The sequence below is a fragment of the Bradyrhizobium sp. CFUWI genome (genome assembly GCF_056429085.1).
Map to the genome: position 1 here is coordinate 444,730 of NZ_JBWJZE010000004.1, position 25,188 is coordinate 469,917.

The 25,188-nt window shown below is 64.8% G+C and carries 24 protein-coding genes and 1 pseudogene; 11 read left to right on the forward strand and 14 right to left on the reverse strand.

Annotated features, from left to right (window positions below; translation table 11 throughout):
* Positions 1 to 305: 305 nt before the first annotated feature.
* Positions 306 to 1,340 (reverse strand): fatty acid desaturase, encoded by a 1,035-nt coding sequence (locus AC066S_RS12465; RefSeq protein WP_135170383.1) that lies wholly within the window; start codon positions 1,338 to 1,340, stop codon positions 306 to 308.
* An 806-nt stretch (positions 1,341 to 2,146) separates the two neighbouring features.
* On the opposite strand from AC066S_RS12465, the pseudogene AC066S_RS12470 reads away from it, so the two are divergent.
* Both AC066S_RS12470 and AC066S_RS12475 read left to right on the forward strand, forming a co-directional pair.
* A pseudogene (locus AC066S_RS12470) lies at positions 2,147 to 2,449 on the forward strand (helix-turn-helix domain-containing protein); the annotation flags it as partial.
* Between the two features lie 57 nt (positions 2,450 to 2,506).
* Positions 2,507 to 2,734, forward strand: coding sequence for a hypothetical protein (locus AC066S_RS12475; RefSeq protein ID WP_126260103.1), 228 nt, complete (start codon positions 2,507 to 2,509; stop codon positions 2,732 to 2,734).
* Positions 2,735 to 2,813: 79 nt separating this feature from the next.
* On the opposite strand, the gene AC066S_RS12480 is transcribed toward AC066S_RS12475, so the two are convergent.
* Complete coding sequence (locus AC066S_RS12480) at positions 2,814 to 3,155, reverse strand: hypothetical protein (RefSeq protein ID WP_126260104.1); 342 nt, start codon at positions 3,153 to 3,155, stop codon at positions 2,814 to 2,816.
* A 218-nt stretch (positions 3,156 to 3,373) separates the two neighbouring features.
* Positions 3,374 to 4,810: an oligosaccharide flippase family protein gene (locus AC066S_RS12485; protein WP_135170382.1), complete on the reverse strand. Its 1,437-nt coding sequence runs from the start codon at positions 4,808 to 4,810 to the stop codon at positions 3,374 to 3,376.
* 309 nt (positions 4,811 to 5,119) lie between these two features.
* Here AC066S_RS12485 and AC066S_RS12490 point away from each other — a divergent pair, with 309 nt between their 5' ends.
* Entirely contained in the window at positions 5,120 to 6,187 is a 1,068-nt protein-coding gene (locus AC066S_RS12490) for an endo-1,4-beta-xylanase (RefSeq protein WP_126260106.1), read from the forward strand.
* 61 nt (positions 6,188 to 6,248) lie between these two features.
* On the opposite strand, the gene AC066S_RS12495 is transcribed toward AC066S_RS12490, so the two are convergent.
* On the reverse strand, positions 6,249 to 7,199 hold the full coding sequence (locus AC066S_RS12495) for a DUF6492 family protein (protein WP_478269805.1): 951 nt from the start codon (positions 7,197 to 7,199) through the stop codon (positions 6,249 to 6,251).
* A 587-nt stretch (positions 7,200 to 7,786) separates the two neighbouring features.
* Between AC066S_RS12495 and AC066S_RS12500 the strand changes: the two genes are divergently transcribed.
* Positions 7,787 to 8,518, forward strand: a complete 732-nt coding sequence (locus AC066S_RS12500) for a 4'-phosphopantetheinyl transferase family protein (RefSeq protein WP_478269806.1) — start codon at positions 7,787 to 7,789, stop codon at positions 8,516 to 8,518.
* Positions 8,519 to 8,867: 349 nt separating this feature from the next.
* On the opposite strand, the gene AC066S_RS12505 is transcribed toward AC066S_RS12500, so the two are convergent.
* From AC066S_RS12505 to AC066S_RS12515, 3 genes are all read right to left on the reverse strand, one after another.
* A complete protein-coding gene (locus AC066S_RS12505) occupies positions 8,868 to 9,893 on the reverse strand; it encodes a histone deacetylase family protein (RefSeq protein WP_478269807.1) in 1,026 nt (341 codons plus the stop codon).
* A gap of 295 nt (positions 9,894 to 10,188) precedes the next feature.
* Positions 10,189 to 11,130: an SMP-30/gluconolactonase/LRE family protein gene (locus AC066S_RS12510; protein WP_135170378.1), complete on the reverse strand. Its 942-nt coding sequence runs from the start codon at positions 11,128 to 11,130 to the stop codon at positions 10,189 to 10,191.
* Positions 11,087 to 13,123: a PQQ-dependent sugar dehydrogenase gene (locus AC066S_RS12515; protein ID WP_478269808.1), complete on the reverse strand. Its 2,037-nt coding sequence runs from the start codon at positions 13,121 to 13,123 to the stop codon at positions 11,087 to 11,089. The genes AC066S_RS12510 and AC066S_RS12515 overlap by 44 nt, the downstream gene beginning before the upstream one ends.
* Positions 13,124 to 13,390: 267 nt before the next feature.
* Between AC066S_RS12515 and AC066S_RS12520 the strand changes: the two genes are divergently transcribed.
* Both AC066S_RS12520 and AC066S_RS12525 read left to right on the forward strand, forming a co-directional pair.
* On the forward strand, positions 13,391 to 13,624 hold the full coding sequence (locus AC066S_RS12520) for a DUF6894 family protein (protein ID WP_135170376.1): 234 nt from the start codon (positions 13,391 to 13,393) through the stop codon (positions 13,622 to 13,624).
* Between the two features lie 9 nt (positions 13,625 to 13,633).
* On the forward strand, positions 13,634 to 13,810 hold the full coding sequence (locus AC066S_RS12525; protein WP_478269809.1) for a hypothetical protein: 177 nt from the start codon (positions 13,634 to 13,636) through the stop codon (positions 13,808 to 13,810).
* Positions 13,811 to 13,954: 144 nt separating this feature from the next.
* On the opposite strand, the gene AC066S_RS12530 is transcribed toward AC066S_RS12525, so the two are convergent.
* Positions 13,955 to 14,728 (reverse strand): enoyl-CoA hydratase-related protein, encoded by a 774-nt coding sequence (locus tag AC066S_RS12530; RefSeq protein WP_478269810.1) that lies wholly within the window; start codon positions 14,726 to 14,728, stop codon positions 13,955 to 13,957.
* A 115-nt stretch (positions 14,729 to 14,843) separates the two neighbouring features.
* On the opposite strand from AC066S_RS12530, the gene AC066S_RS12535 reads away from it, so the two are divergent.
* Both AC066S_RS12535 and AC066S_RS12540 read left to right on the forward strand, forming a co-directional pair.
* Complete coding sequence (locus AC066S_RS12535; RefSeq protein ID WP_478269811.1) at positions 14,844 to 16,433, forward strand: gamma-glutamyltransferase family protein; 1,590 nt, start codon at positions 14,844 to 14,846, stop codon at positions 16,431 to 16,433.
* Between the two features lie 159 nt (positions 16,434 to 16,592).
* Entirely contained in the window at positions 16,593 to 16,817 is a 225-nt protein-coding gene (locus tag AC066S_RS12540) for a hypothetical protein (protein WP_245481478.1), read from the forward strand.
* A 53-nt stretch (positions 16,818 to 16,870) separates the two neighbouring features.
* Here AC066S_RS12540 and AC066S_RS12545 read toward each other — a convergent pair whose 3' ends face one another.
* From AC066S_RS12545 to AC066S_RS12560, 4 genes are read right to left on the reverse strand one after another with little or no spacing between them, the layout of a single operon-like run.
* Positions 16,871 to 18,154, reverse strand: coding sequence for an NAD(P)/FAD-dependent oxidoreductase (locus tag AC066S_RS12545; RefSeq protein ID WP_478269812.1), 1,284 nt, complete (start codon positions 18,152 to 18,154; stop codon positions 16,871 to 16,873).
* A 12-nt stretch (positions 18,155 to 18,166) separates the two neighbouring features.
* On the reverse strand, positions 18,167 to 18,898 hold the full coding sequence (locus AC066S_RS12550; RefSeq protein ID WP_135165067.1) for an amino acid ABC transporter ATP-binding protein: 732 nt from the start codon (positions 18,896 to 18,898) through the stop codon (positions 18,167 to 18,169).
* On the reverse strand, positions 18,895 to 19,548 hold the full coding sequence (locus AC066S_RS12555; RefSeq protein ID WP_126260118.1) for an amino acid ABC transporter permease: 654 nt from the start codon (positions 19,546 to 19,548) through the stop codon (positions 18,895 to 18,897). The genes AC066S_RS12550 and AC066S_RS12555 overlap by 4 nt, the downstream gene beginning before the upstream one ends.
* Positions 19,549 to 19,579: 31 nt before the next feature.
* Positions 19,580 to 20,338, reverse strand: coding sequence for an ABC transporter substrate-binding protein (locus AC066S_RS12560; protein ID WP_135170370.1), 759 nt, complete (start codon positions 20,336 to 20,338; stop codon positions 19,580 to 19,582).
* Positions 20,339 to 20,533: 195 nt separating this feature from the next.
* Here AC066S_RS12560 and AC066S_RS12565 point away from each other — a divergent pair, with 195 nt between their 5' ends.
* Complete coding sequence (locus AC066S_RS12565) at positions 20,534 to 21,175, forward strand: helix-turn-helix domain-containing protein (protein ID WP_478269813.1); 642 nt, start codon at positions 20,534 to 20,536, stop codon at positions 21,173 to 21,175.
* Positions 21,176 to 21,465: 290 nt separating this feature from the next.
* Here the strand turns inward: AC066S_RS12565 and AC066S_RS12570 are convergent, their stop codons facing one another.
* Positions 21,466 to 22,731 (reverse strand): D-amino acid dehydrogenase, encoded by a 1,266-nt coding sequence (locus AC066S_RS12570; protein WP_478269814.1) that lies wholly within the window; start codon positions 22,729 to 22,731, stop codon positions 21,466 to 21,468.
* 70 nt (positions 22,732 to 22,801) lie between these two features.
* On the reverse strand, positions 22,802 to 24,130 hold the full coding sequence (aptA, locus tag AC066S_RS12575; protein WP_164718887.1) for an omega-aminotransferase AptA: 1,329 nt from the start codon (positions 24,128 to 24,130) through the stop codon (positions 22,802 to 22,804).
* Positions 24,131 to 24,279: 149 nt separating this feature from the next.
* Here aptA and AC066S_RS12580 point away from each other — a divergent pair, with 149 nt between their 5' ends.
* The gene (locus tag AC066S_RS12580) at positions 24,280 to 24,828 is read left to right on the forward strand and encodes a cupin domain-containing protein (RefSeq protein ID WP_126260123.1); all 549 of its coding nucleotides are present in this window, start codon (positions 24,280 to 24,282) and stop codon (positions 24,826 to 24,828) included.
* Between the two features lie 190 nt (positions 24,829 to 25,018).
* Complete coding sequence (locus AC066S_RS12585; protein WP_478269815.1) at positions 25,019 to 25,171, forward strand: hypothetical protein; 153 nt, start codon at positions 25,019 to 25,021, stop codon at positions 25,169 to 25,171.
* Positions 25,172 to 25,188 lie beyond the last annotated feature (17 nt).

Consider the following 25,188-nt stretch of genomic DNA (forward strand, 5'->3'; position numbering starts at 1 on the left):
AGCCGCCATACGTTCCGTCTGTGGCGATATTCGGCCCGCTTCGGCAACCAATCTCTCATATACGACGGCTTGCGCAGGCGGAAGGGTGGCTCGCGCCCGAGGCTGGCGGTCTGTCACTGCGGCGAAATGTCCGCCCTGGAGGGTCGGATCCGCGGGTTCTTGTCCTCGCTGCGGAAATGGACGCGATGCGGCAAGAACGGCCCATATCCTTTGAACCGACAGGCTTTTGATCGAGAAAGGTGGCTAAACGCCCAGCATCTTTCGGCCGAACCCCGGCCATAAACGCAACCGCGGTGCGCGGAGATTCACGCCTTCAACGGCGTCGGCGAGGCGGTTGAGGTCAAGGCAGCTTCGCCAAAGGAAACGAGTTGCAGCCGCTCCTCGTCCCACAAGTTCAGCCGCACGGTCCGCAAGCTCTGGAGCAGCGTAATCCGTCCGACGCCGGCGAGCTGTGGATGGTCCCGCAACACCTCCGGCAGGCGATAGCAGGGAATTCGACTGCACAAATGATGGATGTGGTGGACGCCGATATTTGCCGTAAACCATCGCAAGACAGCCGGCAATTGGTAGTGCGAGCTGCCGTGCAGCGCGGCATCGTGAAAATTCCAATTCTCGTCATGGGACCAGTAGGCGTGCTCGAACTGGTGCTGGACGTAGAACAGCCAGACACCGATCGACGCCGCCAGAACGACGATCGGCAGGTGTACCAGCAGGAATGGCCCATAGCCGACCAGCTGAATCATCGCGGCGACGAGAATCGCGATCGCGGCGTTCGTGCCCATCGTACTCAGCCAGGGGGTCCAGCCGCCGCGCATCAGCCCGATCGGCAATCGATGCTTCAGGATGAACAAATAGGCGGGACCGACGCCAAACATCACGATGGGATGCCGATACAATCGGTATAGCACCCGACGCCATCGCGGCTGGTCGCGAAACTCGCGCACGGTCAACGTATCGATGTCGCCCAAGCCTCGGTGATCGAGATTGCCGGAGTTCGCATGATGGCCGGCATGGTTATGCCGCCAATAATCGTATGGTGTCAGCGTCACCACCCCGATGGCTCGGCCGACCCAATCGTTCGCAGCCCGGCCGCGGAAGAATGAGCCATGTCCGCAATCATGCTGGATCATGAACAGACGGACCAGCAAGCCCGCCGCGGGCACCTCGAGCAGCACAGCGAACCAATAGCCTTGGTCAAGAGCGGCCCAGATCAGAGCCCAGATGACGCAGAGCGGAATTGCCGTGATCGCCAGTTCGAGAACACCGCGCGCACTGTCCGGCTCGCGATAGCGGGCGAGCAACTGCGCCGTTGCGCGAATCTCCGGCATTCCCTGGGTCATTTCCGGTCTGCTCCCGACGTCCGCCGAAGAAATGCTGCGATCGCCCCGGACGCCTTCGGCAGCAATTCTGAGGTCGTGCCCCCGACGCGCGCATACTGATCCGTGCCTTAATCTTCTGCTGAGCAATATTGCTCACACCGGCACTGCTTCCCGCCGAATTTGCGCGCCGGCAAGGCGCACCCGACCGAGATCGGAAACGTGAGATCGGACCCATTCGCCGTCCGGTAATTCCGACAATGTGAGCAATATTGAACAGAGGCTGACAGACGAGCGCGGCATGCTCACCGCTCGCGGCCGGCGAATCGGCTGTCATCGGCGGCGGCTTCAGGCCCAGCGTACCCCGCGATATGAGGAGTAACTTCATATGTCCGAGGTCTATGGTCGCCCAGAACCGACGTTGATTCCGATACCAAGACCACTCTGCCCGACCTGCCGGAGCCGCATGATGCTGACTCACGTCGGGGCAAGTCGCGACGGCCCCAATCTGCGCATCTTCGAGTGCTCCAAGTGCGGGAATGTCCAAAGATCCATGGACGATCCGATGAGATCAGCCGAATAGCAGCTGAAGGAGCGCACGCAAGGAAGCGGCCCCAGCACGGGGGTGCGAACCAGGGCCGCCATTCATCAGATATGATGAGTGGGCATCACATCCGGTCGCCATCACCAAGTCACCCCGACGACGTTCGTTCCAGGCATATTCGCACGGCAGGCGCCTGCCAGCGCTTGCGCCAAACGCCGCCCCCGCAAGATTGGCCTAACGTGTCCGGCGAGGGCCTGCTAGACTGAAGCTCTCTCCATCAGGTTATCGAAACAGCCGCATCGAAGAAGACCTGATCGACCAGTTGTTCAATTCGAGCGAGAAGCGGCTTGCGCGTCTTCTGCTGGTGCTGGCGAATTTCGGCACGGATGGCGCCACTCAGCCCATGTCCGTGCAGATGAGCCAGGAGACACTCGCAGAGATGATCGGGACGACCCGATCCCGCGTCAGCTTTTTCATGAACAAATTTCGCAAGCTCGGCTTTATCACTTACAACGGCAAGATCGAGGTCCACAGTTCCCTCCTCAACGCGGTCTTGTACGACAAGCCTGAGATCGCGAGGGACAACTGAGACAGTTGGAGGCAAGCGCGCCTCGAGCCCGTCTCCTGCAACGATCGAAGGTACCCCATGAAAAAGCCGACCATGCAAGTCGAAGAGATCGAGCCGAGAACGATTCAAAGGGCTGACGTAGCACCGACCGATGGCTTCTCACTTATCGTCGATGGCCACTTCAAGACCCGTTATGAAAGCGAAACGGCAGCCCGAGCAGCCGGCGCCGAGCTGCTCGACAGGTTCCCGATGCTGCAGATCCTGATCTACGATGCTGCGACCAGGGTGCGGTCGCCGCTGCAATAGATTTTTGGGTTGACTGGCTCCGCATCGGGCATCGCCTGCCGCTGCGCGAAGTATTCGTAAAAACCGCGGGACTGCACGATCACCCTTTCTTGGGACGATCGGACGGGGTGTCGGAGATGATCCGGCGCAGGCGTATTGCTTCCACAAAAGTTGCGGATGGCTGCCTTTGCGGTGCAGGACGATTATCGGGCTCCTCGGGTTCCGGCGATTCCTGGACGGAGAGCAGCGCTTCGCTGTCGCGGTCCAGGCGCTTGTCAGAGCCCGACGCGTCGAGCGTATGGCCGACCAGCTCGCCCGAGAGGCGGTAGATATTGTTGCCCCGAAGGTCGTAAACTTTCTTGCCGGTGAGGTCGAAAATCGATGCGCCGTCCAGAACGCCGGCGCGGATTCCCCTGTTATTGAATATGTATCCGCTCGCCACACATCTCTCCTATTGACGCGCCTTTGGAGGACCGCGACCGACGATGCGGCGCAGCCCGGCGAGAGCGTTACAGCACTCCCAGTCACCGATCGATTGCCGATAAGGGGCGATGATAAAGCCAGCATGGACCGCCGGGTTCAGAGTTGCTGGTCAATATTGCTCGCTCGCGCAAAGTTCCCATCCACCTGGAACTCGGCCGCCTGGGGCACGAATCCGGGCTAGACTCCCAGGGCCCTCCGGTTGAACGTCCGCAGGAAACGCAGCGAGAGCGTCCGGACATTGGCGACGTTGAGGAGCCAGCCAGTCGCGACATAAGCAAGGCCGCCGGCGAGGCTGACAATGACGAGCGCCACGAGACCCGTGCCACCCGCTTGCGATCGCGCCAGCAGGATCGCCGCCGCCATCAAGGCTGCGGAGACCGCAATGCCGGCGAGACGGCCGAGGTCGAACGGGACCGGGTGGGCGCGGTGCATCAGGACGATTGCAACGAGCAAACCGATCGCCTCGGTCGCGAGCGTCGCCAGCGCAGCGCCGTAGATGCCGTAGCCGGCGACCAGCACGACCATCAACACCACGCTGACGACCAAGGTGAGGAAGGACTGCGCCGCCAGCATGAAGGGACGCTCGGCGAGCTGGAAGCTGATCTGCACGTAGAACTGATTGGCGATCCCGAAGAAGCGGGCGAGCACCAGGGTCGGCAGCAGTGCCGACACGCCGGCACGGAAGTCGACGCCGACGAGGGTGCCGGCAACCTGGTCCGCCGCAAGCGCGAGCCAGACCGCAACGGGCGTGACCACGACGAGCAGGAGCTCGAGGCTTTCGGTCAAGCGCTCCCGCGTCGTCTCCTTGTTGTTCTCGGACAAAGACCGGAACACCAGCGGCACGGTGGCAGCGGCAACGCTGGATGCGATCATGACCATGAACTGGCGCGGCAGGTCGGCCGCGACGCCGAAGATGCCGGCGGCATCCTTGCCGAGCAGGTAAGCGACGATGAGCCGGTCGCAGGCCGAATAGACCGCAACGGACAATCCGGCCAGCGTCAGCGGCAGGCCGTAGCGGGCCAGCTGCATGAACTGGCTGCGCTGGAAGCGTGCGATCCTGGTGCGGTCGCCGACCAGGTTCAATATGATCCCGGTCAGCGAGCCCAGGCCGAACGCGGCCAGCAGCCCCAATCCGCCCCAGCCGAGCCAGATGGCAAGCAGACCGAATCCGACGCTCGCCACGCTGCGCACGATCGAGATCGCGGCGAAGCGGTAGGGACGCAATTTGGCGCGCTCGAACTCCTGACCGACATCGACGGCATTGGCCATGATCGCGACGAACATGCTGGCGAGCAGCAGCTCGACACCGACGTCGTTGCGGACCAAGAAGACCAAGGGGGTCGTGGCGCAGAGTACGGCAGCGGTGAGGGCGAAGGCGACCATCGCCGTGCCGCGAAAATCCACCTCTGCCGACATCGCCTGATAGCGCGACACCGACAGCTTGATCCAGGCGAAGAAGATCGCGCCCAGAATGCCGGCGAGGCTGATGCCGACGACATAGACGCCGTACTGCGCCGGGCTGAGGAGCCGCGTATAGGCCGTGACGGCGAAGAAGCCCACCGCCGCGGGCAGGATGTAGGCGATCAGATAAATCGAGAAATGGCGGTTCAGCATGTGAGCACGGGACCGGCAGCTTTCTTGCGAATGTGACGGCCGTTAATCAATGGGACCTTGGCGAGGCGAACTAACTGCGCCGCAGCATCGCTGAAGATTGTCACATAAGTCTGCAGATCGGGCGGCAAATGAAGCCTTGAAGCCGCTTTCGCGCGTTAGCGTTAAATTTGGCCTTCCTTGAACGGCAAGGCGCGATCATGCGAGGAAACCATGACCGGCAGACGGCAGGAGTTAACCCAACAAGGCAAAACCCCGGCGTCGCAAGTCCCCGCTTGATACGATGGCTGTGTTGGCTCGAAAAGGACTGCCGTGACCCGGCTCGACAGACGCGAATTTCTCCTCGGCAGCGCCGCAACCCTTGCGGCGGGCGCAACGGCATCCGCGGCCCCGGCGTCGAAGCTTGCGCAGCGCCGCCCCGGCTTTGGCGCGGCCGCCACGCTCTGGGATTTGCAGGCCGATCCCAGGCTCGGCGAAGCCATCAGCACCTATTGCACGCAGGTGGTGCCGGTGCTCGAGCTGAAATGGCCGATGTTGCGGCCGAACGCCCACACGTTCAATTTCGAGCGCGCCGACGCGATCCTGGATTTCGCTAGGGATAACGACCTGACGATGCGCGGCCACGCGCTCGCCTGGTATCACGACATTCCGGACTGGACCAAGCAGATCAAGGATACCCGCGGCGTCGAGCGCGCCTATGTCGACCACATCGGCACCGTCGTCTCCTACTACAAGGACAAGCTGACGTCGTGGGACGTCGTCAACGAGCCGATCCCGGACAACCCCCGCAGTCCGAAGGACCGGCGCGACACGTTCTGGACGCAGCATCTGGGTCAAGGCTGGATTCCGCTGGCCTTCCGCACCGCCGCCGCGGCCGATCCCTTGGTCAAGCTCGCGATCAACGAATATGACATCGAATCGGCCAAGGATTCGTTCATTGCCAAGCGCGCCGCCTATCGCAACCTGATCATGGACCTGCTTGACCGGGGCGTGCCGCTGCACGCCGTGGGCTTGCAATCGCATCTGCATGCCGAGCTCGAGATCGACACCCATGGGCTCGCCGAATTCGTCACCGAGCTGCGCTCGTGGGGGCTGGATGTGCTCGTCACCGAGCTCGACGTCGACGACCAGAAGCTGGCGGGAAGTCCTGCGCAGCGCGACGCCATCGTCGCCAAGCGCGTCGACGATCTCCTCACCGCGATCTCGACCAGCGGCCCGGTGCGCTCAATCCTGACCTGGGGACTTTCGGATCGCTACAGCTGGATCAACGGCACCTTCGCCCGCGCCGACAAGCAGCCGAACCGCCCGCTGCCGCTCGACGGGGAGTTCAAGCCGAAGCCGTTCCTGGACGTGATCAGCAAGTTTACGAAGGACGCCTGAGGATTACCTCTCCCCGTCGGGGAGAGGTTGAACCGAGACCAACAGCTTGGCGGCCGTGATCTCAGCGCGTCTTCGGCACGACGAAAGCGGCCGCATCGTCGATGTGGTCCGGCGCAAGGCTCGGAGCCCGGCGATCGCGCGACGAGAGGCGGAACACGTCGCGGATGTCCTCGACCGAGGTCGAGGAATAGGATTGGATGCAGAGCGCGACCTGCTCGGGCGAAGCGGCGCGCATCATCGCTTCGATGGCGGGACGGTCGAGCGGCGTGTCGTCCCAATGCGAGACCGCGATGCTGGCTTCGGTGACCCGGTGCGTGGCCAGATGCGCGGGCGAGTTCGCGACGAAATGGCCGTACATGAGATATTCCGAGAACTTCTTCTTCCGGCACAGCGCCAGCACCCAGTTCAGCCCCGTCGCCGACTTGATGGCGGCAGTCATGGCGCGCGCGGTGTCCTTGTCCCAGACCAGCGCGTTGCCGACATAATCGTCGGCGGGGAAGGAGCGGCCCTTGATGCCGAGGAGCTGATCGACGGTACGCAGCCACAGCCCATGCAGCGGGTGGTCGGCGCCGATGTCCTTCGGCGTGACGAACAGCGGCGTCTTCTCGGCGCCGGCATATTGGCCAACGTCGAATTCGCGGAAGAACAGATTGTCGGAGTCCAGGATGCAGACGCGCTGCTCGGGCGCGTTGAGAACGCCGGCGATCTTCAGGATCTGCTGGATGTGCCAGCCGTGCACCGGCGACGACAGCAGCGACAGCCAGACGCGCCGCTTGCTGATGAACTGAAGCGCTGGCGGCAGTGCGAACAGCCATTTCGGCAAGTAGCGCGAGGCCGGAACGATGACCCGCTTGTCGGACGCGAAGCGCGCGAAAAGCGGCACGTCCTCATCGTTAACGAGAACATAATGCCGCTTGTATCCCGTCAGCCAGGTGTCGATGCTCTCGCTGAGCAGCGAAAATCGTTCGATATCCTTGGCGTAGCTGGCAGTCAGCAGGGCAACGGAATGCATGGAGCGCGCTCAAATGGCATCAGGCCGCACTCATAGCCGCACCGGGAGACGGGGGAAACTCACAAACGGAATCAAGGTAAAATGAAACGACTCGTTAGCCATCGACGGCAGCCCTCGCTGGCAGGGCGGCCCGAGCCGCACAACACGGATGACCACGGGTTCACCCGCCAAAGCTGTGAATGGCCAAGTTGCGGCTTGATTATTTGACGTCGCCGCGCAAGATGTCCCTGCGTTTTGATTTGGACGATTTATTTCGACGGGGGATTGTTATGGGCTTCAGCAGATTTGCCGGGGGTACCTCTTGAGCGACAGGTACCGCAAAGGTCGCCCGAAGTTGCCGGGCACCGAGAAGAAGTAGAATTCGTCGGCCGGGACGCCCTGAGATCTTCAGGCTTCACTTTTCGGAGGGGCTGCTCGCGTGTCGAGTTGGGGTCTCGCACAAGCTTGCGCCTGTAAACCGGCCTGCAAATCGACAAGAATTCGCCCGGGTGGACCGCTACAGGCGGCTGCGTGGTTGATTCTTGCTCAGTTGTTTCTTCCGTCGGGACGGGGAATTTGCCCGCTGCCTGACGCAAAAGGCCCAATTGATGGCGGACGACAGAATTGAACTCTTTGTCGGACTGATCGAGTCCATTGACGCGCCGGGCGCGGTCGAGACGTGCCGACGGCTGCTCTCGGTCGACGAGCGGATCCGGGCCGATCGCTTCATGTTCGAGCGGCATCGACGGCAGTATATTTTCGCGCACGCCATGCTGCGCCTGGCGCTGTCGCAGGTCGCCACAAACGTCGCGCCGTCCGACTGGTCGTTCGGGGCCGGCCGTTACGGGCGGCCGTTTGTCGCAGCACCCGCGACCTCGACCGCGCTGCATTTCAGCCTGTCTCATGCCGACGGCTGCGTCGCCTGCGTTGTGTCGCGGCATGAGACCGTCGGCGTCGACGTCGAAACCGTGTCGCGACGCGTGGCGCCGCTGTCCACCGCGCTTCGCTTCTTTGCGCCGGAGGAGGTCGAAACGCTGCGCGGATTGCCCGAGCCCGCAGCGATCGAGCGCTTCTTCGACTATTGGACGCTCAAGGAGGCCTATCTGAAGGCCAGGGGCTTTGGGCTCAATCTGCCGCTCGACGCCTTCGCGATGCAGGTGTCGCGCGAGGCCATCGAGATCAGCTTCAAGCCCGATATCGCCGACGATCCCGACGGCTGGCACTTCTCGCTGAGCTCGCCGTCGCCTTCGCATCGCCTCGCGATCGCCGACGGCTCCGGCGCGTACGGCGGACTCCCCATCAGCCGCAATGCCTGGCCGCTGAAGCAAGCGGCTGAATGACGCCTTCCGCGGTTGGCCCGTCGTCCCAGCGAACGGTGCCGGTCGAGCCCGCGGAGACTCTCCTCACCCGGAATCTGCCGACGCAAATTCCGGCCTCTCCCCGCAAGCGGCAGGCAATCGCATATGACCCTTTGCGAGACCTGAGCACGCGCCTCGCCCTTCGAGACGACCGCTTCGCGGTCTCCTCAGGATGAGGCTAAGCAGCATTGGTGCTTGCTGAAACTTGTGCCGCGCACTCGGTCCTCATCCTGAGGGCCCGCCAACGGCGGGCGTCTCGAAGGATGGCCACAGGCGAGATCGGTCCCATATGCTATAGCCCCTGCCGCAAGCGGGGAGAGGCAAGGAGACCTCACCTTGCCTCCTCGAAACCGGCCAGCACCGAGGTCAGGTTCGCGCCCAGAATATCCGAGAGATAACCGCCTTCCTGGACGAACACGGTCGGCAGGCCCATCCTGGCGATGGCCTGGCCGATGCGGCGGAAGCCGGGCGTGGTGACGGACAGTCCCTTCAGCGGATCGTGTTCGGAGGCATCGAGACCGAGCGCGATGACGAGCGCGCCGGGGGCAAAGGATTCGATCGCCTTGCGTGCGAGCTCCATCGCCTGCATGTAGCCGTCATCGCCGGTGCCGATCGGAAGCGGGATGTTGAGATTGGTGCCGAGGCCCGGACCTTCGCCCCGCTCGTGCGCATAGCCCCACACATAGGGATAATACGCGATGGGGTCGGCGTGGATCGACACCGTGTAGACGTCCGGCCGTGCGTAAAAAATGCCCTGCGTGCCGTTGCCGTGATGGACGTCGACGTCGAGGATGACGACGCGTTCGTGCTTCTGCCGCAGATGGCCTGCTGCAATCGCGCTGTTGTTGAGGAAGCAGAAGCCGCCGGCCATGTCGCGATAGGCGTGGTGTCCGGGCGGACGGCACAGCGCATAGACCGCATCCTCGCCGTCCATCACCATCTGCGCGGCCGTGACCGCAACGTCGGTTGCGGCACAGGCCGCGGCCCAGGTGCCCGGACCGATCGGCGCCGCGGTGTCGGCGGTGTGCCAGCCGAGCTTGCCGACGATGTGGGTCGGATAGGTCGCGGCATGCCGCACCGGGTGGATGTTACCGATCATCTCCGGGCCGGAATCGCCAAGCGCGGTCCAGGCGTCCCAGGCCTCGCTCAGGAACGACAGATATTCCGGGCTGTGAATGCGCGCGCGAGGCCCCTGCCCGAACTTGGTCGGCTCGACCAGCTGATGCTTGCCGTCCTTCAACCCTTTGAGCAGGCGGTCGGCGCGCTCCGGCTGCTCGGTGGTGCGCTTGACGACGCCGCGAACCAGGAAGAATTGCGGATCGTGGCTGCGGTGCAGTTCGGTATGGACGGCTTTCACTCAAGCACTCCGTGGTCGTTTTGAAGATGCCACAGATGTCTTGATCGCTGCGGCCGCAGGATGCAAGCAAGAAGAATGCCGCAACCTGTCGCGTGAACGAGCGAGGTGCGCTCCCTCTCCAGCTTGCGGGAGAGGGTTGGGGAGAGGGTGCATCCGCAATGGGGCGATCCCTAAAAGGAGAAAGCCCTCACCCGGCGCGCGGGACGATGCTTCGCATCGCCCGGACGCGCCGACCTCTCCCGCAAGCGGGAGAGGTGAACCACCCACGGCAACCGTTTCAACCCAAAGCCATGGCTCAGCAGCGCCCGCGCTGGAGGCAGTGCTCGCGGCCCTGCTGGTCGGTGCGGAAGGACTCGATGAAGCCGCCCTGACGCTGGGTGACGAAGACGGTCTTGCCGTCGCTGCCGCCGAAGGCGAGGTTGGTCGGCTCCTTGGCCTTGAGTGCGATCTCGCGCTCGACCGCGCCATTGGGCTTCATCAGCGCGACGGTGCCCTTGAGGATGCGCGCGACATAGAGACGGCCGGAAACGTCGGTGCGCAAGCCATCGACGGTGTCGGGCTGGAATGTCTTGACCAGCTTTGCCGCCGTCAGCTCGGTGCCGTTGATGGCATAGGACCAGATCTGACCGTTGCTGGATTCGCCGACATAGAGCGTCTTGCCGTCAGGGCTGAGATCGATGCCGTTGGTAGTGCCCATCGCGCGCGGTGACGCCATCACCTGTCCCTGCACCGTGCCGTCGGCGGCCTTCGCAATCCGCCAGATGTGGCCTTCCCTGCCCTTCCAGTTCGGATCGCTCGCATAGATCGTGCCGTCGTGGGCGATCGTGATGTCGTTGGGCTGGTTCATCTCGTCGGAATGAAACCAGATGGCCGGCGCGGTCGTCCCCTTCGGGATCGCAAAGATGTTGTGCTTCTTGTAGTCGGCGATGAACATGGTGCCGCTGCGATCGAAGCGGATGGCGTTGCCGACACTGCCCTCGGGCAGTGCCGTGAACGGCTGCGACGCCGCACCGCCCGCAGGCAGCCTGCCGATGGTGCCGGGCTTGCCGAGATTGACCACGAACAGATTGCCGTCGAGGTCCGCTGCAGGGCCCTCGATGCCGAAGGTGTATTCGCCGGCGGGCGTCACCTGCGCGCTTTCGAACAGCTTCGTCTCCGCTTGCGCGGAAGCCGTCGCAACGACGACGAGGACGCTACTGCACAGGCACCAGAAATTCCTGCCGGATGTGATAGCCATCGCCGTCGGTGCACTCGCCGTTCAGGTAGGGATCGGCCGGCCGGAAGAATCGGCTGAAGCCGGGTTTGTCTACAGCGCTGCTTTGTGTCACGACAACGACCTTCCCGGCCGGTATTTCGCCGCATTCCTTGCCGGTTTTGCCAAAGAACTTGCGCTGCGGTGGGCCGGGCTTGATCCGCATCCGTGTGCCCGGAACCATTTTCGCAACAAGCAGGTCCATGGTGTCGAGCAGGCGCGCATAACCGGGTTCGGTCTTCGGCAGGCTCTCGCCGCCCGGCGGCATCAGCTTCTCCGCGCCGATGCCGCGCAGGCGCGTGCGCAGCCTGCCGGAAGAGGGATCGCCCGGATAGATCCAGCCGTCCTGCGCGAGCATGAAGCGGAGCACTGCGCCGTCCTTCTCAGCCTCCGATTGAGCCGGCTTCAAACCGAAATCCGAATGACAACCGACGCAGTGCCGCTCGACGAGGCCTTTGCGCAGCGTGGTCAGCCGGACGTTGTTCTGCGCGTCCCGGGCGACGAAGGCCGCAAGCTGGTCGATCATCGCCTCGCTGCGGGTGTCGCACGGCAGCGGTGGCGGCGGATCGCCCGCGGCACGGTCGATGCGGATCACGCTCCGGTTCTTGTCCTCGACCAGCCAGACCGCGCCATCCTCCGCGACCGTCATGCCGACCGGCGCGCCTTGCGGCCGCGCGCCGTTGACGCGGTGCCAGCCCGCGATCAGCTCGTCAAACGGCGCGGCGGCCACCTCGCCGGCCTCGGTCTGAAAGCTGCGCGTCGGCTCGGCCGCACAACTGACGTGATAGCGCACCGGGGCTGCGCTTGGCTTGGGGAAACCGTGGTCGTCGACGTCGTAGACGAGCAGGCGGCTGCCGGTCGGGCGATAGCCGTGCAGGCCGACCAGCAGCTTGCCCTCCAGCTCCGGAAACTTGGCGCCGTGATAATACAGCATCGCGAGCGGCGCACCGTGCGGCGGCAGCAGCGTGAACGGCGGCTTGTAGAGCGCGCCTGCCGTGCAAAACGATTTGTAGGCCCCGGATTGCAGCACGCTTCTGAATTCGGGACTCGGCGTCGAAAGGTCGTAGCAATAGGGCCAGCCATAGTGCCCGCCCTGCAGAATCGCGTTGATCTCCTCGTTCGGCTTGAAGATATCGGGCAGGTCGCGGCTGTTCTCGCCCTGCAGGAAGGCGTAGCCGGCATCAGGAAAATTCGGATGCAACGCCAGCGCCATCGAGTTGCGCAGGCCGCGCGCATAGACGCTGTGCGGCGGATCGGGATCGCCGGGCTTCAGCGCCGGGAAGACGCCGCCCGCGGGCGGCGCGAACAGCCAGATCGAGGCCATGGCGGCAGTGCCCTCGGCCGCCGCGCAAGGCTTTGTGATCGGAGCCGGCGTGATGCAGTCGTCGCTGTGCGAGCCGACATTGACGAACAGCCGCCCGTTCCTGTCGAAGACGAACTGCTTGAGCGGATGCGCACTTTCCTCGAGCCTGGTGCCGTCGGGCAATTTGATCCGGCGGCCGGGCATGTGACGGATGATGGTTTCGACCGTGCCGCGCGGATTGTCGGCGAGCGGATCGAACCGGAAGATCGTCTCGGCGGTCGAGGCGTAGAGCTTCTTGTCCGGACCGATCGCGAGGCCGAAGGGATATTCGATTCCCGCGAGAAGCTCCTTGAGCCGCCCGCCCTGCGGCGCGCGCGGATCGAGCAGCAGCAACCGTCCGTCGCTGTGGCCCCAGCCGCCCATGTCTGCCACCACGAACAGGTCGCGGTCCGGAACCTGGACGATCGACCGCGGAAACTTGAGGCGGTCTTCTTCGCTGGCGACGAGCCCGGCGCAAAATCCGGCCTTCATGTCGATCTGGATTCTGGGGAAAGCGAGATCGCCGTTGCCGCAGGTGTCCGCGCCGATCGCATAGCCGCTCCGGCGGAGCGGCTGCGATGACGCCACCGAGCCGAGCCCAAGCAAGGCCGCCAAGACTCCCGCCAAGACGCCCACCAAGACCGCCGCATATGCGCGCAGCCTTCGGCGTTCGCGCCTAGATGTGAAATAGCTCACGGTGGGCTCCCCAGACTTCCCGCGAAAAGCTGTTCCATGCCGCGGAAATGCCGTCCAGTTCAACATCACCCGCCTGTGATTAAACCTGTTCCGACCTTGGGACCGACCAATATCCGTAAATTCCCTTACCGGGTTCGACCCGAATGTTTCGCGAAGGCTTCGGGTGGTATTGCTTTGCCATCCAAATTGCTCCGCCAGGAGGCGCATATGGTCCAGGTCTATTTTCACTGCTCCAATACCGAGGGCACGCTGATCGACCGCTACGGCGCCGCCGTCTCCAATCTCACCGAGGCGCGCGACCGCGCTTCCCAGATCATGCGGTCGATGATCCAGACGCCGAGCAACGAAGACTGGCGCGACTGGGTGATCCATGTCAGCGACGACGACGGCGAGGAGATTTTCGACCTCCCCTTCACCGCCATGCTCGGCAAGCCGCATTGAGGTGATGCCATGTTGATCGCCTCCCTGAGCCTGCTCCGCGAGCCCCTGAGCTTCGTTGCCGCCAAATGGCAGACGCTGGTCAGGGTCGCCGGTGACCCCTACCGCCCCGAGCTTCACTATATGCGCGGGCCTGGCCCGAAATGGCGCGCCAAGTATCAGGCCAGCCGGCGGAACCGCGGCCTCTGAGCGGGCCCTGCTTGCCGACCAACAGTCTCTCCACTCGTCATGCCCGGGCTCGTCCCGGGCATCCACGTTTTGGGCCACTCCGAAGAACGTGGATGGCCGGGACGAGCCCGGCCATGACGGCGTAGTGAGAAGCGTGCCCCTGCCCTACCTCCCCGTAAACCTCGCCTTGCGCTTCTCGACGAAGGCATTGCGACCTTCGACGGCGTCGGCGCTCTTGCGGATCACCGCCTGGAGCTCGATCTCGCGGCGGAATTGCGCCTCGTAGGTCACGTGCTCGCTCTCCTCGACGAGCAGGCGGGTCGCGACCAAAGCGCGCGTCGGGCCCTCGGCGAGCCGGTGCGCCAAAGCAAGCGCCTCGTCCATCAGCTTCGCGTCGTCGACGACCTGCCGCACCAGGCCGATCTCCTGGGCACGCTCTGCCGTCAGCGGCTCGTTCAGCAACATCAGCTCGAGCGCGCGCTGCCGGCCGATCAGCCGCGGCAGCAGCCAGGTCGAGCCGAGATCCGGCACCAGCGCGATGCGGCTGAACACCTGGATGAAGCTCGCCGACCGCGCCGCGACGATGATGTCGCCGGCCATGGCGAGGCTGAAGCCGCCGCCGGCGGCTACTCCGTTCACGGCGACGATGACGGGCACGCGGCACTCGCGTAGCGCCTTGAAGGCCGGCCAGTAGAAACGCATGACGCCGGCCGCGATGTCTTCGCCGAGCGCCTCCGACGCCTTCAGATTCTGTCCCGAGCAGAAGCCACGTCCCGCACCGGTCAGGATCAGGGCTCGAATACCCTCGTCCTGCGACATCTCGCCGATGGCGGCGGCGAGCGCGCCGAGCAGATCCGGCGTCATCGCATTCAGGCTCGCCGGCTCGTCGAGCGTCAGGATTCCGACGGCGCCATCCCGCGCCCGTTTCACACCAGCCATGTCGCGCCTCCCTTTGGATGTTCTCGTTGGTCGCAATGTGCCATTGTCCGCCGGCTTCGCCAATCGCGAAGCAAGTCAACGCAACGAAGCCAGCACAGAACATCAAGACGACATCATGCCTCATCAGTTCAGCCTCAACCAAACCGTCCGCAAACCGGCAGTCACGTCCAAGGGCGGCATCGTCGCTTCGCAATCGCGGCGAGCGGCCGAAGTCGGGGCGCAGGTGCTGGCGGCGGGCGGCGACTGCGTTGACGCGGTCGTGGCAACGACCATGGCGTTGAACGTGCTGGAGCCCTGGAACAGCGGCATCGGCGGCGGCGGTGCGATGGTGCTCTACCGCGCCAAGGAAAATCGCTATGAGGTGATCGACTACGGCATGTGCGCGCCGCAGAGCCTGCGCGTCACCGACTATCCGCTCAGCGGCGTAGGCGCTGCGTCCGATCTCTTCCCCTGGCCGCGGGTGAAGGACGATCGCAACATCCACGGCCCCGGCTCGATCGCCGTGCCCGGCGTCGTCGCCGGGATGGAAGAAGCACATCGCCGCTACGCCAGGATGCCGTGGAAGGATCTGGTCGCGCCGGCAGCCAGGCTCGCCGGCGAAGGCCTGCTGGTCGATTGGTGGACCACGGTGACGATCTCGGGCTCGGCCGCCGATCTCAGGCGATATCCCGCCAGCGCGGCGGCGTTCCTGAAGGACGGCCTGCCACCGAGCGCGCCATGGGGCATCAAGGCCGAGACGCGGCTGCCGCAGGACTCGCTGAAAGCGACGCTGTCGCATCTCGCCGAGGCCGGGCCGCGCGACTTCTATCGGGGCGATCTCGCCAGGAGCATCGCCTCCGACATCAAGGCCGACGGCGGTTCGCTGTCGGTCGAGGACCTCGTTGCCTTCCGCGCGCATTTGCGCGAACCGCTGGCGATCCCGTATCGCGGCGGCAAGGTGTATGCGACGCCCGAGCTCACGGCCGGGCCCACCATGGCGCACGCGCTGCGCCTGTTGCAGCAGAGCCTGACGCCCGCAGGCGCGCCGGACGCGGCCGCCTATGTCGAATATGCACTCGCGCTGCAGGCGGCCTTCCGCGAGCGGCTCAAGGACATGGGCGATGCCGATGGCAAGCGCTCGCTCGGTGCCGAATATCTGGCGCCGGCCTGCACCACGCATTTCTCCGTGGTCGACCGCCACGGCAACATCGCCGCGGTGACGCAGACGCTGCTCTCTTCCTTTGGCTCGCGGTATGTGACGCCGCACACCGGCATCGCCATGAACAACGGCATCATGTGGTTCGACCCGACGCCGGGCACCACCAACTCGCTCGCGCCCGGCAAACGCTGCCTCTGCAACTACACGCCCGTCATCGCCGAGACCAAGGACGGCAATCGCCTCGCCGTCGGCGCCTCCGGCGGCCGCCGCATCCTGCCGTCGGTGCTGCAGCTCGTGTCGTTCGCGATGGATTACGGCATGGATCTCGACGCCGCCATCCATCAGCCGCGCATCGACGCCAGCGAAGGCGCGGTGGTGATCGGCGATGCTCGTTTGCCCGCGGACGTGCGCAAGACGTTGGCCGCGCGCTTCGACTATGAAGAGACCCGCGTGCAGACGCTACCGCAGAAATTCGCCTGCCCGAGCGTGGTGATGCGCGAGGGCGACACGAATTTCGGCGCGGTCGAGATCTTTCAGCCCTGGGCCGACGCGGTTGCGGAAGCCTGAGCGCTGGGGATCGCTGCGCGATTCTGCCAGCGCGCGTTGAGTTCTCGCGCGATTACGCATCCAGGCGAGCATCACGACTCCTCCACATTCGTAGGGAACTTGGCTGCGTACGGTTCGTTCGCTCAACGGACAAAGGCGCTCACCCCAGTGGAGGACATGATGAAGAAACTTGCGCTCGCCGCGTCGCTGATCATCGCGGCCGGCTTTACATTGACAGGCCCTGCACTGGCCAAGGGCGGCCATGGAGGCGGTCATGGCCATGGCCATGGCCACAAGATGGGCCATCATCACCATGGCAAGTCGTTCGGATGGTACCATGGTCGCAAGGTCGGCTGGCGCGGTTATGGCTGCCCGCCCGGCCTGTGGAAGCAAGGCCGCTGCTGAGGCCCGATCTGCCAATCATGTAAGGCGTCGCTCCTCACAGGGCGGCGCCTTTTTCAGATGCCGAGTCGGTCCCGCACCCGGCCGGCGATGACGGCGGTCGTCACGCCGAGCGGCCAGAACGCGTGCAGCGGGATCGGCTTGATGCCGGTGATGGGCATGTCGATTTCGGCCTCGGCGCCGCCGATCAGACGGCGCGCGAGCTGAGCGCCCATCGCGGTCGCAAGCGCAACGCCGCGGCCGTTGCAGCCGAGCGAGATCAGGATGCTCTCCGCGGGCTCGTGCACATGCGGATAATGATCCGCGGTAATCGCCAGCCGGCTGTTCCAGCCGTGGGTCCAGGCGACGCCCTTGAGCCGCGGCCATAGCCGCTCCGCGTATCGCATGAGGTAAGCGACATCATTGGGCGACTTGATCCAGCGCATCGGGCCGCGGCCGCCCATCAGCAGGCGGTTCTGCTGGTCGATACGGTAATAGACCGTGATGTGGCCGCTCTCGTAGAGAACCGGACGCGTCGGCATGATGGAGCGTGCGACCTCGTCGGACAGCGGCGCGGTGGCGGCGATCGACGAGAACACCGGCACGATGGTGCGGCGGAGCGCCGGCCAGAGATCGTCGGTGAAACCGTTGGTGGCGAGCAGCACCTTGTCGGCATGAACCACTGCGCGCGGCGTCTCGATGCGCCAGCGCGAGCCGTCCCGGCGCAGCGACAGCGCGGGCGTCTCGCCATGCACCTTTGCGCCGGCCGAGATCGCGGCCTGCGCAAGGCCGCGGGCATAGCTGAGCGGATGCAGATCGCCGCCGCGCGTGTCCAGCATGGCGCCGACGTAGCGGTCGGTGCCGGTCATCGCGCGGAGCTGCTCTCGGTTCAGATATTTGACCGGCATGCCGCGGCGGATGCATTGCTGTGCCGTCTTCTCGATCGCGGCAGTACTGGCCTCATGATAGGCCGCGCGCAGCGTGCCGTTCTGCCGTGCCTCACACGGGATCTGGTAGCGGCGGATCAGATCATGCGTGAAGTTGGTGGTGCCGTAGGCGAACTCGATCATGCGGCGGCCGAGTTCAGGGCCGAAATCGGCCTCGATCTGATCGGGGTCGTGCTTCAATCCGGGGTTGGTGTGACCGCCGTTGTTGCCGGACGCGCCCCAGCCCGGCTCCTGCGCCTCCAGCACCAGCGCTTCGACACCCTGCTCGGCCAGATGCAATGCGGTGGACAGGCCGGTGTAGCCGCCGCCGATGATTGCGACCGAGATCGACTTGTCGACGTCGAGCGGCGGAGTGGCCACCGGCGCGACGGCGGTGTCGGCATAGAGCGAGGGCGGCAAAGGCAGGCGCGTCATGGCGAAGACCGGTCAGAGCGGATGCAGCACGCGGCGCAGGAAATCCTGCGTCCGCGGATGCTGGGGTTGATTGAGGACGGTCTTGGCTGCCCCTTGCTCGACGATGACGCCGCCGTCGATGAACAGCACACGGTCGGCGACGTCGCGGGCAAAGCCCATCTCGTGGGTGACGACGACCATGGTCATGCCGTCGTCGGCGAGCTTGCGCATCACGCCGAGCACGTCGCCGACCAGTTCGGGATCGAGCGCCGAGGTCGGCTCGTCGAACAGGATGGCCTTGGGCTGCATCGCCAGCGCCCGCGCGATCGCGACGCGCTGCTGCTGGCCGCCGGAGAGCTGCGGCGGATGCGCATCGGCCTTCTCGGCGAGGCCGACCTGCGCGAGCAGCGCGCGGCCGCGCTCCAGCGCCTGCGCCCGCGGCTCCTTCTTCACGAAGAGCGGCCCTTCGATCACGTTCTCCAGCGCCGTGCGATGCGGGAACAGGTTGAAGCGCTGGAACACCATCGAGACCTGGGTGCGGATGTTCACGATCGACGGCGCGTCGCGGTCGACCTTCAGGCCCTCGACGCTGATGTCGCCGCGGTCGTAGCTTTCCAGCCCGTTGATGCAGCGCAGGATGGTGGACTTGCCGGAGCCGGAGGGACCGACGATGCAGACCACCTCGCCCTTCGCGACCGAGGCCGTGATGCCCTTGAGCACCTCGACCTTGCCGAAGCTCTTGTGGACGTCGCTCAGCTCGATCATCGCTTGCCGGCCCGCTTCTCGAAGTGTCGGACCAGCAGGATCAGCGGAATGCTCATGGTGAGATACATCAGCGCCACCAGCGTGAACACGCTGGTGTTCTTGAAGGTCGAGGACGCGATCAGCTTGCCCTGCAGCGCAAGCTCGGCGACCGTGATGGTGGACGCTTGCGAAGAGTCCTTCAGCATCATGATCATGACATTGCCGTAGGGCGGCAGCACGATACGCACGGCCTGCGGCAGCACCACGCGGCGCATGGTGAGCCACCAGCCCATGCCGATGGATTGCGCCGCCTCGATCTGGCCCTTGTCGATCGCCTCGATGCCGGCGCGGAAATTTTCCGCCTGGTAGGCCGAATAGGCAATGCCGAGCCCGAGGATCGCGGCCTGCAGGGCCGACAGCGTGACGCCGAGATCAGGCATCACGAAGTAGAGGTAGAACAGCAGCACGATGATCGGGATGCCCCGGATCACGTTGATCAGACTGGCGCTGAGCATCGACAGCGCCTTGATGCCGGAGACCCGCATCATCGCCCAGAGCAGGCCGAGCACCGTCGAGAGCAGCAGCGAGCCGATCGTGACGACGATCGTCAGCGCGACGCCATTCATCAGGATCGGGAAGAACTCGGCGGCGTCGTGCCAGAAGCCTTTCATCGCGCAGCCTTCATCGATCCGTCGCTAACGATCAGCCCTGTGCCTTCAGGCCCCATTTATCCAGGATCTTCGCGATGGTGCCGTTGGCCTTCAGCTTGGCCAGCGAGGCGTTGATCTTGCCGAGCAGCGCGGCTTCGCCTTTGCGTACGCCGATGCCGACCGAGCCGACCGTGACGGGCTTGTAGCCCTCGACGAGGCGCACCTCGGGGAAGCCGCCCTGCTTCAGATTGTAGGCAAGGATCGGATAATCGGCGTAGCCGGCCTTGAGGCGCCCAGTGTTCACGTCGCGCAGGATGTCCGGAATGGTGTCGTAGGCTTTCACCTCGGTGAACAGGCCCGTCTTCTTCAGTGCGTCGACGAAGGCGGTGCCGACCTGGGCGCCGACGGTCTCGCCCTTGAGGTCCTCCTGCGTGGCATAGGCCTTGGTGTCGGTCTTCGGCACCACGAGGCCCTCGCCGTAGCTGTAGATCGGGTCGGAGAAGTCGACGACCTCCTTGCGCGGCGGCGTGATGAACATCGCGGCCGCAATGATGTCGATCTTGCTCGAGGTCAGCGACGGGATCAGGGCCGAGAACTGCATCGGCTCGATCTGCACGTTGAAGCCGGCATCCTTGCCGACCTCGGTGATGAGATCGACCATGATGCCCTGGATGGTGTTGGTCTTGGTGTCGAGGAAAGTGAAGGGAATGCCCGTCGGGGTCGAGCCGACCTTCAGCACCTGCTGCGCCGAGGCCGGCAACGCGGTTGCAATTGCGAGTGCCGCGACCGCGGCCAGACCAAAACGCTTCATCGCATCCCCCTTTGGGCCCGGCCGGCGGCGGCGCTCGCGCATGTCGTGATCAGACGTTGCCTTGATCAGACGTTGCGGGCCACGCCGTTTCGGCCTATTTTCACCAATATGAAAATTTGGTCACACTTTCGCGGATGATGCAAGCGGTTTTCATGCACATGAAGGAAGCGGTTTGACGTGAGCGGTGGCAAAAGAATGCGCAGACCGGCCGCCGCAAAGCCGGCGAAGCGGGTGAAATCCAAAGCCGTGACCAAACCGGCCGAGCCCGCGATGGACGTCGCGGTCGGTCGCCGCATCCGGGATCTCAGGCGCGTCAGGCAGTTCTCGCTGGAGACGGTCGCGGCGCGCACCGAGCTGTCGATCGGCTTTCTCAGCCAGATCGAGCGCGGGCTGTCGTCGCCGTCGCTGCGCGTGCTGGCGACGCTCGCCGACGTGCTCGGCGTCGGCATCGCCGCATTATTCGGCGCCAGCCCGAGCGCCGACGGCACTTCCGACCAGGTGGTGACGCGCGGGCTGCAGCGCCCGGAGCTGAAGCTCTGGCGCACCGGCGTGTCCAAGCAGCTGCTCAGCCCGGCGAGCAGCGACAACAGGCTCAACCTGTTCCTGGTGCATCTGGAACCCGGCGGCTCCACCGGCGACGAGCTCTACACCCATGACGGCGAGGAAGCCGGCCTCGTGCTCGAAGGCGAGATGCTGCTCACGGTGGACAGCGAGACCTGGTCGCTGAAGACCGGCGACAGCTTTCGCTTTGCCAGCCGAAGGCCGCATCGGTTTTCCAATCCGGCGAATGATGCAAAGGCCGTGGTGCTGTGGGTGAATTGCGTGACGGGGGTGTAAGCTTCGCTGCTACCGCGCACACTCTCTCGACCCGTCATCCTGAGGCGCGAGTGGCGCGATGCAATCGCATCGCGCAGCGAGCCTCGAAGGATGCACGGCCCGGATGCAGCCGGGCCGTCGCCCTCCGAGGGCCGCTGAAGAAGCGGCCACCTCAGGGTGACGGTGATAGATAAAGGGCGAGCCGTCTCAACACCCGTCATTGCGAGCGAAGCGAAGCAATCTTCTTGACGTGGAGACAGTCTGGATTGCTTCGTCGCTTCGCTCCTCGCGATGACGCGGGGAGCAGAGTCTTACCCAAAGCGGTGATTGTACCTATCCACCGTCAGCGCACTGACGTCGATATCCGGCTTCTTGCCCGACAGCATGTCGGCGAGCACGCGGCCCGAGCCGCAGGACATGGTCCAGCCCAGCGTGCCGTGGCCGGTGTTGAGATGGAGATTGGCGTACCCGGTCGGGCCGATCACGGGCGGGCCGTCCGGCGTCATCGGGCGCAGGCCGCTCCAGAACGTCGCTTTAGCGAGATCGCCGCCGCGCGGGAACAGATCGGTCAGCGAATGATCGAGCGTGGCACGGCGTGCATCATAGAGCTTGTCCGAATAGCCGGAGATTTCCGCGGTGCCGCCGACGCGGATGCGATTGCCGAGCCGCGTGATCGCCACCTTGTAGCTTTCGTCCATCACGGTCGATTCCGGCGCGCCGGAGGCGTCCTTGATCGGCACCGTGATCGAATAGCCCTTCACCGGATAGACCGGCAGCGAAATGCCGAGTGGGGCAGCGAGCCGCGACGACCAGCTGCCGAGCGCGAGCACGTAGGCGTCGGCCTGCAGCAGGCCGGCGCTGGTCGAAACGCCGCTGACGCGCGCGCCATCGGTGACGATGCGGTCGATCGAGGTGTTGAACATGAAGCGCACGCCGAGCGCCTGGGCGTGCTTGGCCAGCGCCTGCGTGAACATGTGGCAATCGCCGGTCTCGTCCTGCGGCAGGCGAAGCCCGCCGACGAACTTCTCCTTCACGCCGCCGAGCGCCGGCTCGACCGCGATGCAGCCCTCGCGGCTCAGCACCTCGAAGGGCACGCCATATTGCTTGAGCACGGCGATGTCCTCGGCGGTGCCGTCGAGCTGGGCCTGGTAGCGGAACAGCTGCAGCGTGCCTTGCGAGCGCTCGTCATATTGAATGCCGATGTCGCGGCGCAGGTCGCGCAGGGAATCGCGGCTGTATTCCGCGATCGGAATCATCCGGCTCTTGTTGACCGCGTAGCGCGCGCTGGTGCAGTTGCGCAGCATCTTGAGCAGCCAGACCCACATCACGGGATCGAGCTTCGGCCGGATCACCAGCGGGCCGTGCTTCATCAGCAGCCACTTGACCGCCTTCACCGGCACGCCGGGGCCGGCCCAGGGCGAGGAATAGCCGGGCGAGACCTCGCCGGCATTGGCAAAGGAGGTCTCCAGCGCCGGCTCGGGTTGACGGTCGACGACCGTCACTTCGTGGCCGGCACGTGCGAGGTAGTAGGCAGAGGTGACACCGATGACACCGCTGCCGAGGATCAGAACTTTCACGCTTGGTCAAACTCCCGCGGCATCACGCTCGCCGCTGCAAGGACACAACTCGCAACGGCGAGAGCAATTATCAGGCCACCTTCTTGATGGCGTCGCCGAGGATCGAGACCATCTGGTCGATATGGCTCTTCTCGACGATGAGCGGAGGCGACATCGCGAAGCTGTCGCCGCTCATGCGCAGGTAAAGGCCGGTGTTGAAGCAGTCGACCATGACGTCGTAGCCGCGCGCGCCGACGACACCGTCGCGCGGCGCCAGCTCGACCGCGCCCATCAAGCCGCAATTGCGGATGTCGACGACGTTCGGCAGGCCCTTGAGCGAATGCAGCGCATCGCGCCAATATTCGGCGATCGACGCACCGCGCGTCAGCAGCCCCTCGTCCTTGTAGATGTCGAGCGTCGCGATGCCCGCGGCGCAGGCGGTCGGATGCGCCGAATAGGTGTAGCCGTGGAACAGCTCCATCTGGTTCTCGGGGCCGACCATCAGTCCGTCATGCACCTTGCGGCTCGCAAACACCGCGCCGCAGGGAATCGTGCCGTTGGTGATGCCCTTGGCCGTCGTCATCAGGTCCGGCGTGACGCCGAAGAAATTGGCGGCGAACGGCGTGCCGAGGCGGCCGAAGCCGGTGATGACCTCGTCGAAGATCAGCAGGATGCCGTGCTTGTCGCAGATCTCGCGCAGGCGCTGCAGATAGCCCTTCGGCGGCGGCAGCACCGCGGTCGAACCCGGCACCGGCTCGACGATGACGGCGGCGATGGTCTCGGCGCCATGCAGGGCGACCAGACGCTCGAGATCGTCGGCGAGCTCGGCGCCATGCTCCGGCTGATCCTTGGCGAAGGCGTTGCGGCCGAGGTCGTGGGTATGGCGGATGTGGTCGACGCCCGGCAGCAGGGTGGTAAAGGCGCGGCGGTTGGCGACCATGCCGCCGACCGAGGTGCCGCCGAAGCCGACGCCGTGATAGCCGCGCTCGCGGCCGATCAGGCGGGTGCGGCTGGCCTGGCCGGTGGCGCGGTGATAGGCAAGCGCGATCTTCAGCGCGGTGTCGACCGACTCGGAGCCGGAATTGGTGAAGAAGACGCGGTCGAGGCCCTTCGGCGCGATCTCGGCGAGCCGCTCGGCGAAGTCGAACGCCAGCGGATGGCCCATCTGGAACGACGGCGCGAAGTCCAGCGTCATCAGCTGGCGTTCGACCGCGGCGGCGATCTGCTTGCGGCCGTGGCCGGCATTGACGCACCAGAGGCCGGCGGAGCCGTCGATCACCTTGCGGCCGTCGACGGTGGTGTAGTGCATGCCCTCGGCCGAGGAGAACAGGCGCGGCGCCTTCTTGAACTGCCGGTTGGCCGTGAACGGCATCCAGAACGAGTCGGTCTTGATAGTGTTCGGAATCTGATGAAGGGTCACGGCCGCGCTCCTGTGCTGACGTGCTAGCAGAGGCACGCTTTGAAATGCGCAACAAGTCCTTTTCTGTTGCGCCACAACCCATTGATTTGTCTGGGGCTGCAGGTCCATATTTGCGCGATCCGCAACACCTGCAACACGGGATCCGGGCCATGAGCGTCGACATCGGTGGACGGCTGCGATTCATCCGGGCGCGCCACAAGCTGTCGCAGCGCGAGCTGGCAAAGCGCGCCGGGGTCACCAACTCGACGATCTCGCTGATCGAATCCAATCAGATGAACCCCTCGGTCGGCGCCCTCAAGCGCATCCTCGACGGCATCCCGATGGGGCTCGCCGAGTTCTTCGCACTGGAGCCGGAGTCCAGGCGCAAGATCTTCTACCGCGCCGAAGAGCTCACCGAGGTCGGCAAGAAGCCGATCTCCTACCGTCAGATCGGCGACAATCTGTTCGGCCGCACTCTGCAGATCCTCAAGGAACGTTACGAGCCCGGCAGCGACACCGGCCGCGTCCACCTCGTCCATGAGGGCGAGGAAGGCGGCATCGTGATCTCGGGCAAGCTCGAAGTCACCGTCGAGGACGAGCGCCGCATTCTCAACCCGGGCGATGCCTATTATTTCGAGAGCCGCCGGCCGCACCGGTTCCGCTGCGTCGGCGGCAAGCCGTGCGAGGTGATCTCGGCCTGCACGCCGCCGACGTTCTGAAGCGCCATCAGCCGCATCCGGGAGGATACGGGGCCCCGCCTTTTCTGAAGCAGATTGAGCCAGCTCAATTTCCGCGGGCTCAACCGCTCTATATTCGGAAACGTAGCCGAGCAGCCTGGCGCAAAGGTGCTGAGGTTATGGCCCCGGACTCCTGGGCTCTCCGGGGCCGCTTCGTAGACGGAGCTCGCGCATGAAGACCACCCTCGCCAATGCCGAAGCCGCACTCCACGACGTGCTGAGCGACGCCGACCAGCTCCACTCGCGAGAGCTGCGCGCGGCTCTCGAGAAGTACGTCGCGGCGCTACGAGAGCAGATCAAGACCCTCCGCAAGATGCTGAACTGACACCCGGCGGGGCGAGG

What these genes read in the sequence shown, in the direction of transcription:
- AC066S_RS12555 (WP_126260118.1), bottom strand. Translation starts at nt 19,548, where the DNA reads ATGAAAGGCTTCTGGCACGACGCCGCCGAGTTCTTCCCGATCCTGATG.
- AC066S_RS12500 (WP_478269806.1), top strand. Translation starts at nt 7,787, where the DNA reads ATGGCGGACGACAGAATTGAACTCTTTGTCGGACTGATCGAGTCCATT.
- AC066S_RS12475 (WP_126260103.1), top strand. Translation starts at nt 2,507, where the DNA reads ATGAAAAAGCCGACCATGCAAGTCGAAGAGATCGAGCCGAGAACGATT.
- AC066S_RS12585 (WP_478269815.1), top strand. Translation starts at nt 25,019, where the DNA reads ATGAAGACCACCCTCGCCAATGCCGAAGCCGCACTCCACGACGTGCTG.
- AC066S_RS12520 (WP_135170376.1), top strand. Translation starts at nt 13,391, where the DNA reads ATGGTCCAGGTCTATTTTCACTGCTCCAATACCGAGGGCACGCTGATC.
- AC066S_RS12540 (WP_245481478.1), top strand. Translation starts at nt 16,593, where the DNA reads ATGAAGAAACTTGCGCTCGCCGCGTCGCTGATCATCGCGGCCGGCTTT.
- AC066S_RS12510 (WP_135170378.1), bottom strand. Translation starts at nt 11,130, where the DNA reads ATGGCTATCACATCCGGCAGGAATTTCTGGTGCCTGTGCAGTAGCGTC.
- AC066S_RS12530 (WP_478269810.1), bottom strand. Translation starts at nt 14,728, where the DNA reads ATGGCTGGTGTGAAACGGGCGCGGGATGGCGCCGTCGGAATCCTGACG.
- AC066S_RS12485 (WP_135170382.1), bottom strand. Translation starts at nt 4,810, where the DNA reads ATGCTGAACCGCCATTTCTCGATTTATCTGATCGCCTACATCCTGCCC.
- AC066S_RS12525 (WP_478269809.1), top strand. Translation starts at nt 13,634, where the DNA reads ATGTTGATCGCCTCCCTGAGCCTGCTCCGCGAGCCCCTGAGCTTCGTT.
- AC066S_RS12565 (WP_478269813.1), top strand. Translation starts at nt 20,534, where the DNA reads ATGCGCAGACCGGCCGCCGCAAAGCCGGCGAAGCGGGTGAAATCCAAA.
- AC066S_RS12560 (WP_135170370.1), bottom strand. Translation starts at nt 20,338, where the DNA reads ATGAAGCGTTTTGGTCTGGCCGCGGTCGCGGCACTCGCAATTGCAACC.
- AC066S_RS12580 (WP_126260123.1), top strand. Translation starts at nt 24,280, where the DNA reads ATGAGCGTCGACATCGGTGGACGGCTGCGATTCATCCGGGCGCGCCAC.
- AC066S_RS12495 (WP_478269805.1), bottom strand. Translation starts at nt 7,199, where the DNA reads ATGCATTCCGTTGCCCTGCTGACTGCCAGCTACGCCAAGGATATCGAA.
- AC066S_RS12545 (WP_478269812.1), bottom strand. Translation starts at nt 18,154, where the DNA reads ATGACGCGCCTGCCTTTGCCGCCCTCGCTCTATGCCGACACCGCCGTC.
- AC066S_RS12465 (WP_135170383.1), bottom strand. Translation starts at nt 1,340, where the DNA reads ATGACCCAGGGAATGCCGGAGATTCGCGCAACGGCGCAGTTGCTCGCC.
- AC066S_RS12535 (WP_478269811.1), top strand. Translation starts at nt 14,844, where the DNA reads ATGCCTCATCAGTTCAGCCTCAACCAAACCGTCCGCAAACCGGCAGTC.
- AC066S_RS12550 (WP_135165067.1), bottom strand. Translation starts at nt 18,898, where the DNA reads ATGATCGAGCTGAGCGACGTCCACAAGAGCTTCGGCAAGGTCGAGGTG.